The sequence below is a fragment of the Pseudomonas sp. PvP009 genome (genome assembly GCF_017832995.1).
Classification (GTDB): Bacteria; Pseudomonadota; Gammaproteobacteria; order Pseudomonadales; family Pseudomonadaceae; genus Aquipseudomonas; species Aquipseudomonas syringae.
In genome coordinates, this window is sequence record NZ_JAFIBG010000001.1 from 290,280 (window position 1) to 302,479 (window position 12,200).

The window sequence follows — 12,200 nt, forward strand, 5'->3', positions numbered from 1 at the left end:
TCCGCAGCATGAGAGGCCGACAGTCGGCCGTGGAGATCGAGTATGTCCCAAAGTTTCCTGAGCCCGGTCACGACCCAGACATGGGCCAACGGGCGTCACCTGGTACGTGTCGTCAAAGTCATCCAGGAAACCTGGGACGTGCGCACGTTTTGCTTCATGGCCGACCAGCCGATCATGTTTTTCTTCAAGCCGGGCCAGTTCGTGACCCTGGAGCTGGAGATCGACGGCCTGCCGATCATGCGTTCTTACACCATCTCCAGTTCGCCATCGGTACCGTACAGTTTTTCTATCACCGTCAAACGCGTGCCGGGCGGCAGGGTTTCCAACTACCTGCATGACACGCTGATTGAAGGGCAGGAGCTGGCGGTACATGGGCCGGTCGGGCTGTTCAACGCCATCGATTTCCCGAACCCGAAGATTCTCTACCTGAGCGGCGGTGTCGGTATCACGCCGGTGATGTCCATGGCGCGCTGGTTCTACGACACCAACGCCAACGTCGACATGGTTTTCGTGCACAGCGCGCGCTCACCGAAAGACATCATCTACCATCGCGAGCTGGAGCACATGGCGTCGCGGATCGACAACTTCAACCTGCACCTGGTCTGTGAAAAACACGGGCTGGGCGAGCCGTGGGCGGGTTATCGCGGCTACCTGAACCAGAAGATGCTTGAACTGATGGCGCCCGACTTCATGGAGCGCGAGGTGTTCTGCTGCGGGCCGACGCCGTACATGACCGCGGTCAAGCGACTGCTGCAGGAAAACGGCTTCAACATGGCGCAGTACCATGAAGAATCGTTTGGTGCGACACCGCCAGAAGCCAGGGCCGATGCCGTCGAGCAGGCCGAAATCGCTGCCGACGCGCCGGATGTCGACGCTGCTGACCTGCATCAGGTGGAGTTCACCGACACCGGCAAGAGCATTCGCGTGGGGCCGGGCGAAACCGTGCATGCCGCCGCCGCCAAACTCGGCCTGATGATCCCCAAAGCCTGCGGCATGGGCATCTGCGGGACCTGCAAGGTCATGAAACTGAGCGGAGAAGTCGAGATGGAGCACAACGGCGGCATCACCGACGAGGATGTTGCAGAGGGGTACATTCTGTCCTGCTGCAGCGTGCCGAAGGGCGATGTGCGGATTGAGTATTGAGCACGCCTGAAACCCTGTGACGCAGAGCATCACGAACGGCATACCCACGGAGCATGGGCACGATAGTCAGAGCCTTATCGTTCCTCACGCTCCAGCGTGAGAATGCATTGCGTGACGCTCTGCGTCACGGAACTGCGGAACTGCGGATTGCGGATTGCGGTGTATCGCGCATGCGGAATGGCTCTGATGCATTTCTGTATCATAAAGACGATTTACACGGAGGTCTCCCGGCAGTAATCATCTCTTGGCACTGCGAGCTGAATGCCTATAACCCCCACAGGACGTGTGATGTTACAAAATAATCGTCACAATCTGGAGCTTGAAAAGCTGCAACTGGAATGCCGTAAGCTTGTTGCAGAAACTCGAAAACTCCTTTCTGAAGACAGGAAATTGAAACGGGAGGCGTTCTGGTATCCGTTTCTGGTTGGCGCGGGACTCATAACGGCGGGCAGCGCAATCCTTAAGTTATTGGCACCAAGCTGATTGCCATAGCCCCTACCCTTCGGCCCTTGAGTTTTAACGGTGAAAGGTTCAGATTGTTCGCACGGGACGTGTGATAGGCCTGAACCCTATTTTTACAGGACGCATTATGGATACCTTGAATCCAAAAGCAGATTCATCCGTCAGTCATGAAATAGCTGATCTGGATGCACGCATGAGCGCCAAGGAGTCATTTGCTACACGCATTGGTCTTTTGCCGTTCGCAACCGGAGCTATTGCAGCGCTTATCTCATTGGTTGCAATGCAGGTCATTACTCACCTGTAAGTTGTATCAAGTGCGCTGAATCCCCGTTCATTTGCGGCGGTGGAAGTGCACATTCATCTTTCGGCAACCAGACAATCATGCTCTGGACTAAAACCCCTCGCTCAAAATGTTGCCGAGCATTTGGTGCAACGCGCTCAGAGCGGCATCCTTCTTTGAAGCATAAGCGCTGCGTTTATTGACCTGGTCCACTGTGACTCTGCTTATAAGCCGCCAGCGCGGGCAGCAGTTGCTGGTCGATGGCCTGGCGGACGGCGGGGAGGAGGGTGGCGCTGCCGGTCAGGAGTTGTTCTACCAGGCGTCGCAAGGCGGTCGCGCGTTCGGCGTTGAGGCCGCAGACGGCGTTTGCGCAGGCTTGTTCAGCGGTGGCGCCGCCGGGTGCTTCGAAGCCCAGGGCTCTGAGCTGGCCGAGCAGGTCTTCCTGGTCAATCAAATCTGCGTGCATCATGACGTCTGTTCCTTTGATCGGGCTTTTTCCGATTCTGGAAGGACAACCGCCTGCGGGCAACCCCTGCCTGTCGTGAGTGGCAGGATTGGCTACAAGTGCGTCGTTTTCAGTTCATGCGGTCATTCGGTTTGCAGGTTGTCTATGGTTCTGTCGACCATAACCTTAGCCATTTCCACCAGGTGCATGATCGACAGCGTCATGTCGCGCTGGGTGCCGGTCATGCTGTCGCTGAATTCACAGGCGCTGGTGGCTGCGCAGCGCAGCAAGTCACTGGCATGCATCAGGGCGTCTTCAGGGCTGACATCGGGGTTGGCGGTGAAGAGGGGCGGATCGGGGACGATTTTCAGCATGTGATGTATCTCCTGGAGTTTTAGAAGACCATCACCGTCGGCTACTAATCGAGGGTGGTGATCATGCGCAGGTAGTAGCCCGGTCCAGGAACCCCGGTGCATCCAAAGATGCCCCACGCACGACCACCATAAAAGCGCAGGCCGTGAAAGGGCACCTGCACAAGGTGGCGCAATGCGCCTGGATAACGAGGGCTACTAATCCTCACCGCTGAATATGCAGCGACGGGCGCAGAGTAGAGATCGAAACAGGCAGGCACAAGGGGCCGGGAGTTTCTCGGAAATTTCCTTCAAGTGAAAGAGACGAGTCCCGCAAATTCGTTACAAATTCTTGTTCGTTGCTCAGGTTTGCTAAACTGCGCAGCTTGCCAGGAGCTGCCATGAATTACCGTCACGCCTACCATGCCGGCAACCACGCCGACGTCTTCAAACACCTGACCCTGACTCGCCTGATCGCCCTCATGGCGCGCAAGGAGCAGCCGTTCGCCTATCTCGACACCCACGCCGGGCTCGGCCTGTACGACCTCAAAGGCGATCAGGCCACGCGCACCGGAGAATGGCTGGAAGGTATCGGCCGTCTGTGGAACGCCACGGATCTGCCAGCGCTGGCGTCCGACTATCTGCAAGTGCTGCACGACATGAACCCGGATGGCGAGCTGCGCTACTACCCCGGTTCGCCGGAACTGGCTCGCCGCCTGGCCCGTGAGCGCGAGCGGGTGCTGCTCAACGAGAAGCACCCCGAAGACGGGCGTCTGCTCAAGGAGAACATGAAGGGCGACCGCCGCGTGGCGGTGCATCTTGGGGAAGGCTGGCATGTCCCGCGCGCCTTGCTGCCCGTGGCGGAAAAGCGTGCTGTCATGCTCATCGACCCGCCATTCGAGCAACTCGATGAAATGAAGCGTTGCGCGGTTGCGCTCAAGGAAACCATCGGGCGCATGCGTCAGACAGTGGCGGCGATCTGGTACCCGATCAAGGATACCCGCCTGCTGCGCCGCTTCTATCAGGACCTGGCGGAAACTGGCGCGCCCAAGCTGTTGCGCGTTGAATTGTTCGTCCACCCGCTGGACACCCCGGCCAGCCTCAACGGTTCAGGCCTGGCTATCGCCAATCCGCCATGGGGTCTGGAAGAAGAACTGCGCGAGCTGATGCCATACCTCGCCCAGAAACTGGGCCAGACCCAGGGCGGCTGGAAGATGGACTGGTTGATTGCCGAGTAGGTGTGCCTGCATCCAGGCCGTGTTGCGCGGTCAGGGGCGGACGCAGAGCGTCCAGAGCTGCATTCCCACGCGGAGCTCAGCGTTATACATAAGCCCGCTTTTGATTCTGACCGTAGGTCGTAGGAGCGAACTTGTTCGCGAAAGGGCCAGTATATTCGGCGAAAATGCGTCACCTGAACTACTATCTTCGCGAACAAGTTCGCTCCTACGCCCTGCGGGCAGAAGCCTGAAAAACGCTGTTTTCGGGCCGCCAGGCGCGAATCAAGCCGGCATGCACACACCCGTGCCGCCCAGCCCGCAGTAGCCCTGTGGGTTCTTGGCCAGGTATTGCTGGTGGTAGGCTTCGGCAAAGTAAACCGTCGGGGCCTGCTCGATTTCGGTGGTGATGGTGCCCTTACCGGCCTTGTTCAGTTCCGCCTGGAACGTTTCGGCACTGGCTTTGGCGGCGTCGAGCTGCTCGGGAGTGGTGCAGTAGATCACCGAGCGATACTGCGTGCCGATGTCATTGCCCTGACGCATGCCTTGAGTCGGGTTGTGCACTTCCCAGAACACCTTCAGCAGATTCTCGTAGCTGATTTTTGCTGGCTCGTAGACCACCAGCACCACTTCGGTGTGGCCGGTCAGCCCGGAGCAGACTTCTTCGTAGGTCGGGTTCGGGGTAAATCCGCCTGCGTAGCCGGCGACAGTGCTCACCACACCGTCCTGTTGCCACAGACGACGTTCTGCGCCCCAGAAGCAACCCATGCCGAAGATGGCGAATTCGACATTGCTCGAAAACGGTCCCAACAGCGGATTGCCGTTGACGAAGTGAGTTTCCGGAAGCGCCATAGGTATTTCACGACCCGGCAGTGCTTGTTCGGCGGTAGGCAGTACGTTTTTATTCACTAGAATTTCCGAGCGCAAAGTCATGAACCATATCCTCTCGTGTGCAGACAGGCAGCGGGTGGCAGGACGGATGATCAATACACATACATAGGTCCCGTTACACGCAGAACAAGTGCTGCCGTGTAATAACAGACTTACAGTGTGCCCGAGAGAGCGGGGTGCAGGGAAGGTTGTCAGGCGGATGGGCGACGAGGGTAACGCTTCAGTTTCTCGATCAACTCTTCGCCGGGGATAGGTCTGTCGAACAGATAGCCCTGGCCGACATCGCAGCGATGGCGCCGCAGGAAGGCCAGCTGAGCCGCGGTTTCAATGCCTTCGGCGACCACTTTGAGCTTGAGGTTGTGGGCCATGGCGATGACCGCAGAGGTGATTTCCATGTCGTCTTCATCATCCGGAATATCGCGGATGAAACTGCGATCGATCTTGATCACATCGATGGGGAATTTCTTCAGGTAACTGAATGACGAGTAACCGGTGCCGAAGTCGTCCATGGCCAACGACAGGCCGAGCTTCTTCAACGAGTCGAGTTGCTGGCGGGTGTCTTCTGTCGCTTCCAGCAACAGGCCTTCGGTCAGCTCCAGCTCCAGCAGCGAAGGGTCAAGCTCTTCTTCTTTGAGGATGGCGGCAATCGACGACACCAGTTCCGGGTCGGAGAACTGCTTGGGCGATACATTGATGGCTACTTGCAGGTTGCCGAACCCTGCGGCGGTCAGGTCCTTGCTCATGCGACAGGACTGACGCGCGACCCATTTACCGATGGGGATGATCAGGCCGGTCTCTTCGGCCACGCTGATGAACTGGTCCGGTCGGATCATGCCTTTTTCAGGATGGTTCCAGCGCAACAGCGCCTCCATGCCCAGCAGACGACCGGTCAGCAGGCACAGCTTGGGCTGATAGAACACCTCCAGCTCGTTCTGGGTCAGGGCGCGGCGCAGGTTGTTTTCCACGAACAGTTTGTAGCTGGCCTCGGCATTCAATGCTTCGGTGAACACCTGAACCTGATGTTTGCCGTTGGCTTTGGCCTTGTGCAGGGCCAGACCGGCGTTTTTCATCAGGGTCTGCGGATCACGACCATGCAGCGGCGCGCAGGCGAGACCCACCGAACCGGTGACGCTGATCAACTGATTGTCGACGAACATCGGCTTGTCCAGCGTGGCCAGCACCTGGGTGGCGGTGGCCTGTCCGGCTTCCTGATCGGTGTTGTCGATCAGCACGGCAAATTCATTACTGGCAAAGCGCGCCAGCACATCGGACGGGCTCAAGGTGTTGCGCAGGCGGCGCGCCAGACTGATCAGCAGTTTGTCACCGGTCTGGTGGCCGAGGCTGTCGTTGATGCGCTTGAAATTATCGATGTCGACCAGCAACAGGCTCATCGGCGTATCGGTGTCGCGTGCAAAGCGTTCGTCCAGATTGCGGATAAAGGCCGGACGGTTGCCGAGGTTGGTCAGGTTATCGGTGTACGCCAGGCGCTCGATGCGCTGCTGGGCCAGCTTGCTCTGGGTGATGTCTTCGTAGATGCCGATATAGTGAGTCAGCTCGCGATTATCGCCATACACCTTGGAAATCGACAGCTGGCCCCAGTAGGGTTCGAGGTTCTTGCGCCGGCTTTTGAACTCGCCCTGCCAGCTGTTGCTGTTGGTCAGACTGGAGTTGGCTTCCAGCAGCAACTGGTTGAGGTTTTCCAGCGCGGGCAATTCCGACAGCTTGTGACCGGAGACTTCCTCCGAGCTGTACTGGGTGATCGCCGTGAAACTCGGGTTTACGTATTCAACCACGCCGTTGCAGTTGACCAGCAGAAAGGCGTTGGCGCTTTGTTCTACCGCGCGCTGGAACAGGTGCAGTGCGTTGGTCGCAGCGCGACGGTTATGGTTGTTGATGACCTGGGCAAACTGGTCCGCCAGCTCGCCGGCGAAGGCGATCTCGTCGGACTGCCATTCGCGCGTCGAGCCGGACTGTTCCAGACACAGCACACCGATCACCTGACCATCGATGCGAATACTGGCATCGAGAACCGCCCTGGTTTCTCCCGGGTTCAGGATTTTGGCCATTTCGCAGGTACGCGGGTCAGTCTGGATATTGCTGGCGTCGATCGCCCGGCTGGTATTCAGCGCTTGCAGGTAGGTGGGGTAGGGGCTGATATCCACCGGCGTGCGCGACTGGTAGTCGCCGGTTTCGCGGCTGTAGTCGGTGATCGGCTCCAGGCGCTTGTCGTTGAGGTTCCAGATACTGACGTGGTCGACATCGTAAATATCGCAGGCGCTTTTGGTGATCAGCTCTGCCGCTTCGAGCAAGGTGTTGGCCGTGGTGTAGCGATGTCGGGTCAGGCGCAGGATCAGATCCTGCTGGGCACGCACGCGCTCCAGGTGGGCAAACTGGTCGCGCTGGGCGCGCTGATTGAGTTCCAGAGCAATCTGCAGGCGCAGGTTGCGGGTTTCCAGATCGGAGTCCGTGACGGGTTCGCCAGTCGTGACAAGGCCTTCGACGATCAGAAAATAACCACGTAATAGATGGCGGTTGTGCTGTTTGTAGGCTTCGCCGATTTCCAGCAGGCCAAGGGGGCCTTTGGGGGTGTGAAGGGTGTAGCGGATCAGGTAATTCGGGGAAGAGGCCAGTTGCTGCTGGATGTCATCGTGCAGTTGATAACGAGCTTCCGGCTCCATGAGGCTGGCGTAAGGGGATCCAATCAAGGCACAAAGGTCAACGGCTGCCACTCCGAACTGCCTTTCGCAATTTGGATCGAGAAACAATAGCGCCCAATTGGCTTCATTCAGCCGCTCGAAACGCAGCATTCCCAGGCGCGAAGGCACTGGCAATTGCGTCACTACCTCGGCTGCGGATCTACCGGCAGCATCGGTTTGGCTTTTCATGAACAAACTCGCTTCCGAAATACTAGTCGCGACGGGGGTAAAACCCACTTTCGCGTATGGCAAGGTTGCATCATGCGGCCCGTGCTTACAAGAGACCACAGTGGCTTAGTGCTATAAAAGTGTCGGCCGGTTGTCCAGGTTCTTCAGTGTATCTGGTCGGATACTCAAATTCGTTGATTTTTCGGGCGAACCCCCCATTTTTCAGGGGAATTCGCTTTGCAGATTTGCTCTAGTCACGTGCCGTTGTCAATCAGGCTTTGGCCACGCGGTGTTCCTTCGCTGGCAATTGCAGAAAAATACCTGCTGCAAACATCGCCAGCACCCCGACACTCAGGAAGGTCAGCTGGAATGCCCCCAACATGCTGCTGACCTCGCCGGTGGCAACTTCTTCGCTGAAACCACCCAGCAAGGCTGCTGCGCTTGCCACGCCAAGACTCAGCGAGAGCTGCGCCACCACCGAAAGCAGGCTGTTGCCACTTGCTGCGCTGGCATCGTCCAGATCGATCAGTGTGACCGTATTCATGGCCGTGAACTGCAAGGAGTTGACCGCGCCGAGCAGTCCCAGATGCACGAGCAATACCCAGTAGGGGGTTTGCACATCCACCAGCGCCAGGCTGGCCAGGAGGATGCCCAGCAGCAGTGTGTTGCCGGTCAGAATCGTGCGATAGCCCAGCCGCTCGATCAGCCAGCGGGCGACGGTCTTGGCGAACATGCCCGCGGCCGCCAGCGGCAACATGCTCATACCCGCCTGAGATGGCGAATATCCCAGCGCTACTTGCAGCAGCAACGGCACCAGAAACGGCAGGGCACCGCTGCCCAGGCGGGCGAACAGGTTGCCCATGATGCCGACCGCAAACGTCCGGGTACGGAACAGTGACGGGGCAAACAACGGCGATTCTATGTGCCCGGCACGCAGCCAATACGCTGCCAGGCAGCCCATTCCGGCAAACAGCAGCAGCACCACGCGCATGTGTGGCAGGTGCAGCTCGCCCAGGCCCTCCAGGGCAATGGTGATCAATACCATCGCCGCGCCAAACAGGATGAAGCCGACGCCGTCAAACCGCGTTCGACCGCCTCCCGGAAGATCAGGGATGAAGTGTTTGACGGCATAGCAACCGAGGATGCCGACCGGAATGTTGATCAGGAAAATCCAGTGCCAGCTCAGGTACTCGACCATCCAGCCGCCAAGCGTCGGGCCCAGCAACGGACCCAAAAGGCCCGGCACGGTGATAAAACCCATGATCCGCACCAGCTCCGATCGCGGATAGGCGCGCAATACGATCAGGCGTCCTATGGGCAGCATCAGCGCGCCCCCCAGCCCCTGAATCACCCGGGCGGCCACCAATACGTTCAATGACCAGGACAGCGCACACAGCAACGATCCGAAGCTGAACAGCAGGATGGCGCTGAAGAAGATGCGCTTGATCCCGAACCGGTCGGCGATCCAGCCCGAAGCCGGGATCAGCAGCGCAATGGTCAGCATGTAGGCGATGACGACCGACTGCATGCGCAATGGGTCTTCTGCCAGCGAGCGGGCCATGGACGGCAAGGCGGTGTTGAGAATCGTGCCGTCCAGGCTTTGCATGAAGAATGCGATGGCGATGACCCATGGCATCCAGCGCAGGGTCTTTTCGTCCATGATCGGCGCTGCTGAGTTCTGCATAGGCTCCTGCTATAGCGTGAGGGTAAGTCGGCTGATCAATGCGCCAGGCAACTGGATTGAACCAGTCTGGCGCTGACTGTAGGTACTCGATTGGAGAATCAGTTCCCTTTCTTTGGTCAGGTCCTCCAGTGCGCTGCCCAGCAGGCTGTAGGCGCTGTCATCGAAACGCATGGTGCTCACCGGCGCGACGATCTTGCCCTCTTCGACCCAGAACGTTGCGAAACGTGTCATTCCGGTGAGGCGCGCAGCGGCGCGGTCGGAGAAGTTCAGGTACCACAGGTTACTGATGTAAAGACCGGTACCGAGCCTTGCAAGGATCTGATCCAGCTCCAGCGAACCGCCGGCAATGCTCAACGCGCTTGGACCTTCGCCATCATCCGCGCCGTTGGTAGGCAGGTCGTATTCGGCAGCGCTGCTCGAATCCACCAGTCGATCGCGGGCTTGCCCGTCGACGATCAGTTTCAGGTCCTTGCGTGGGTAGCCTTCGCGTGAAAACGCCGGCGAGAGCGAACCGCTGACTTGCTCGTCGAAGTTGACCAGCGGGCTGAAAAGCGTCTCGCCGTCATACAGCCTTTGTAGCGGGCTGCGTTTACTGGCCAGTGACTGCGCGGAAAATCCGCCCCAGGTGAGCATGCCGATGACTTCGTCCAGAGCCGCTGGCGCCAGGTACGCGCGGTATTGTCCGGGCTTTAGCGCATGCAGCGGGCGGCCGAGAAATTCCAGCTGTTCGCGGGCCTGCTGAAAGCGTTGCGCGAAGGCTTCGTCGCTCCAGTGGTGACCCGCGTAGTTGGCTTTCACTGCCTGGCCGTTTTCGTGAAACAGGCTCCAGTCGAAATTGAAGCTGTTGGCATGATGCCAGCCCAGCGCGCCCCACGAACTGGCGAAGCCGCGGTAAAGCGGGCCTGCCGCATAAAAGCCTACCAGGTCCAGATCGCCTGCCAGTTCGCTGATCTGCTCGACGACCCGGGCGCTGTCCGGCAGCGGCAAGTCTTGAACGTTACTGCTTTGCCAGGCATTCGTGTTGGGCAACAGATAGGGATCCCTGGCCAGCGACGGCAGTGTTTCGCGCAGTTGTTGCAGGGCGTCGACAAGGCGCTGCTGGTCGGTCTCGGCGTCGCCGGACAAGGTCAGTTCCAGATTGGCATGCCGGCCGTCATCGATCAGTTTGAACGTCACGATGACCTGCTGGACGCTCCCGGCCTGTCGAACCTGGCCGTGGTTGAACCGGATGAAGTCAGACGCCTCGGCGTCGTAGGCCAGAGTGAAGTGTTCCGTTGGGCTGATGGCAGCCTTGAGCACGGCGACCAGCGCCTCGAACTGCTGTTGGTGCGACATCAGGCATCTCCTCCAAACACATCGACATTGGCAAACACACACGCCGGAGAGGCATGACCTACACGGATCACCTGGTTGGGTTCGCCCTTACCGCAATTCGGTGTGCCAAGGACCTGGAAGGTGCTGGCATCACCGACTGCGCTGAGGTTTTTCCAGAATTGCGCAGAGATCGCCCGATAATTGGGGTTCTTCACCACGTCCTTGAGCTCGCCGTTCTCGATCAGTTGGCCCCATTCGCAGCCGAACTGGAATTTGTTGCGTGCATCGTCGATGGACCAGGAGCGATTGCTCGACATCAGAATGCCGTGCTCGATGTTGCCGATCAGACTGTCCAGCGACTGGTCACCCGGTTCGATGTTCAGGTTAGCCATACGATCGATGGGGGCACGGTTCCAGCTGGAGGCGCGGCTGTTGGCGACGCCCGCCAGACCGCTGCGGTATTGCGACAGGGCACCGCCGAGCGGGCGTTGCAGCAGGCCGTCACGAATCAGGAACTGCTTGCTGGCTGACGTACCATCGTCATCGTGCGCGTAGCTGGCCAACTGCTCGGGAATCTCCGGGTCGAAAGTCACGTTCAGCAGGCTGGAGCCGTATTGCAGGGTGCCGAAGTCAGTCGTTTTGACGAAACTGGTGCCTGCGTAATTGCGCTCGTCACCGAGAATCCGGTCCAGCTCCAGGGGATGGCCGATGGACTCGTGAATCTGCAGGACCATCTGATCGGGCATCAGCAGCAGGTCGCGTGGGCCTGATGGCGTGTTGGGGGCGAGGATCAGCTGCAACGCTTCGTCGGCGACGTTGGCGGCAGACCCGATCAGGCCACAACTGCTCAGCACTTCGATGCCACCTTGCTGGCCGAAGTTATGCCCGCCCAGAGTGCGCGTCTGGCTGTCGCGACCGTCGTAGGCCGTCACGCTCATGCCCGGAAACACAAAGCGCTGCGCCTGACGCAATTGCGCGCCCGCGCTGTTGAGGTAGATTTGCTCGACGGTTTCCAGACCCAGTATGGCCTGCCAGTTGACCAGGCGTTCGTCTGCCGGGACCGCGCTGGACTCGGCCATCAACAGGCCGATGCAGTCGCTGAGTGGCGGGAAGGCTCGATCCATGTTTGGCGACAGGTAGTCAGCCTTGGCGCTCGAGACAGCTTGATCACTCAGGTTCAGCAGCGCATGCGGTGCCAGACGGCGGGCCAGGGTTTCGGCCTGCTGCAAGGCAGCCTGCAAACCCTTCAGGGAGATGTCGTTGGTAGCGGCGTAGGCTTCAACGCCATTCAGGCGCACGGTCAGCATGGCGCCCTCGTCGCTGATCAGTGACGGCGGCTCGGCCACATTCTTGCGCACGCACAGGCGTTGGCCGGTGCGGTGCACGTAACGTACGGAAAAGAATTGCGCTTCACTCTGCAGGGCAGCGAAATGCTGCTTGAGCCGGGCGGAGAAATCGAACATGCAGACAAGCTCCTTCTTGAGGGCGGTCGGTAAAGTCCGGACGGCCTTGTGGGCCGTTTGCCGTTGAGAAGGAGATTAACCCGTCGCTCG

General features: G+C 59.1%; 11 protein-coding genes. 4 read left to right on the forward strand and 7 right to left on the reverse strand.

The features are described from left to right. The first annotated feature begins 42 nt into the window (after positions 1–42). From gbcB to JOE29_RS01195, 3 genes are all read left to right on the forward strand, one after another. The gene (gene gbcB / locus JOE29_RS01185) at positions 43–1,143 is read left to right on the forward strand and encodes a glycine-betaine demethylase subunit GbcB (RefSeq protein WP_003393669.1); all 1,101 of its coding nucleotides are present in this window, start codon (positions 43–45) and stop codon (positions 1,141–1,143) included. Positions 1,144–1,431: 288 nt separating this feature from the next. Further along, positions 1,432–1,626, forward strand: coding sequence for a hypothetical protein (locus tag JOE29_RS01190; protein ID WP_003347260.1), 195 nt, complete (start codon positions 1,432–1,434; stop codon positions 1,624–1,626). A 106-nt stretch (positions 1,627–1,732) separates the two neighbouring features. Further along, positions 1,733–1,909 carry a hypothetical protein gene (locus JOE29_RS01195; RefSeq protein ID WP_154218250.1) on the forward strand — a complete coding sequence of 59 codons (177 nt, stop codon included), beginning with the start codon at positions 1,733–1,735 and terminating at the stop codon, positions 1,907–1,909. Between the two features lie 172 nt (positions 1,910–2,081). Here the strand turns inward: JOE29_RS01195 and JOE29_RS01200 are convergent, their stop codons facing one another. Further along, on the reverse strand, positions 2,082–2,354 hold the full coding sequence (locus tag JOE29_RS01200; RefSeq protein ID WP_003347256.1) for a hypothetical protein: 273 nt from the start codon (positions 2,352–2,354) through the stop codon (positions 2,082–2,084). 119 nt (positions 2,355–2,473) lie between these two features. Beyond that, positions 2,474–2,704, reverse strand: coding sequence for a DUF6124 family protein (locus JOE29_RS01205; protein ID WP_003393667.1), 231 nt, complete (start codon positions 2,702–2,704; stop codon positions 2,474–2,476). A gap of 377 nt (positions 2,705–3,081) precedes the next feature. On the opposite strand from JOE29_RS01205, the gene rlmJ reads away from it, so the two are divergent. Further along, positions 3,082–3,918, forward strand: coding sequence for a 23S rRNA (adenine(2030)-N(6))-methyltransferase RlmJ (gene rlmJ / locus JOE29_RS01210; protein ID WP_103365202.1), 837 nt, complete (start codon positions 3,082–3,084; stop codon positions 3,916–3,918). 261 nt (positions 3,919–4,179) lie between these two features. On the opposite strand, the gene msrA is transcribed toward rlmJ, so the two are convergent. The 5 genes from msrA to JOE29_RS01235 form a co-directional block, all read right to left on the reverse strand. Beyond that, the gene (gene msrA / locus JOE29_RS01215; RefSeq protein WP_003411967.1) at positions 4,180–4,827 is read right to left on the reverse strand and encodes a peptide-methionine (S)-S-oxide reductase MsrA; all 648 of its coding nucleotides are present in this window, start codon (positions 4,825–4,827) and stop codon (positions 4,180–4,182) included. 149 nt (positions 4,828–4,976) lie between these two features. Beyond that, positions 4,977–7,670, reverse strand: coding sequence for a GGDEF and EAL domain-containing protein (locus tag JOE29_RS01220; protein ID WP_099314832.1), 2,694 nt, complete (start codon positions 7,668–7,670; stop codon positions 4,977–4,979). A gap of 250 nt (positions 7,671–7,920) precedes the next feature. Further along, positions 7,921–9,333: a multidrug transporter subunit MdtD gene (gene mdtD / locus JOE29_RS01225; RefSeq protein ID WP_003393661.1), complete on the reverse strand. Its 1,413-nt coding sequence runs from the start codon at positions 9,331–9,333 to the stop codon at positions 7,921–7,923. 9 nt (positions 9,334–9,342) lie between these two features. Beyond that, positions 9,343–10,668, reverse strand: coding sequence for a metallopeptidase TldD-related protein (locus JOE29_RS01230; protein ID WP_210078732.1), 1,326 nt, complete (start codon positions 10,666–10,668; stop codon positions 9,343–9,345). Continuing rightward, positions 10,668–12,110 carry a TldD/PmbA family protein gene (locus JOE29_RS01235; protein ID WP_044312494.1) on the reverse strand — a complete coding sequence of 481 codons (1,443 nt, stop codon included), beginning with the start codon at positions 12,108–12,110 and terminating at the stop codon, positions 10,668–10,670. Before JOE29_RS01235 ends, JOE29_RS01230 begins: the two co-directional genes overlap by 1 nt. Positions 12,111–12,200: the final 90 nt, after the last annotated feature.

What these genes read in the sequence shown, in the direction of transcription:
- gbcB (WP_003393669.1), top strand. Translation starts at nt 43, where the DNA reads ATGTCCCAAAGTTTCCTGAGCCCGGTCACGACCCAGACATGGGCCAAC.
- JOE29_RS01190 (WP_003347260.1), top strand. Translation starts at nt 1,432, where the DNA reads ATGTTACAAAATAATCGTCACAATCTGGAGCTTGAAAAGCTGCAACTG.
- JOE29_RS01195 (WP_154218250.1), top strand. Translation starts at nt 1,733, where the DNA reads ATGGATACCTTGAATCCAAAAGCAGATTCATCCGTCAGTCATGAAATA.
- JOE29_RS01200 (WP_003347256.1), bottom strand. Translation starts at nt 2,354, where the DNA reads ATGATGCACGCAGATTTGATTGACCAGGAAGACCTGCTCGGCCAGCTC.
- JOE29_RS01205 (WP_003393667.1), bottom strand. Translation starts at nt 2,704, where the DNA reads ATGCTGAAAATCGTCCCCGATCCGCCCCTCTTCACCGCCAACCCCGAT.
- rlmJ (WP_103365202.1), top strand. Translation starts at nt 3,082, where the DNA reads ATGAATTACCGTCACGCCTACCATGCCGGCAACCACGCCGACGTCTTC.
- msrA (WP_003411967.1), bottom strand. Translation starts at nt 4,827, where the DNA reads ATGACTTTGCGCTCGGAAATTCTAGTGAATAAAAACGTACTGCCTACC.
- JOE29_RS01220 (WP_099314832.1), bottom strand. Translation starts at nt 7,670, where the DNA reads ATGAAAAGCCAAACCGATGCTGCCGGTAGATCCGCAGCCGAGGTAGTG.
- mdtD (WP_003393661.1), bottom strand. Translation starts at nt 9,333, where the DNA reads ATGCAGAACTCAGCAGCGCCGATCATGGACGAAAAGACCCTGCGCTGG.
- JOE29_RS01230 (WP_210078732.1), bottom strand. Translation starts at nt 10,668, where the DNA reads ATGTCGCACCAACAGCAGTTCGAGGCGCTGGTCGCCGTGCTCAAGGCT.
- JOE29_RS01235 (WP_044312494.1), bottom strand. Translation starts at nt 12,110, where the DNA reads ATGTTCGATTTCTCCGCCCGGCTCAAGCAGCATTTCGCTGCCCTGCAG.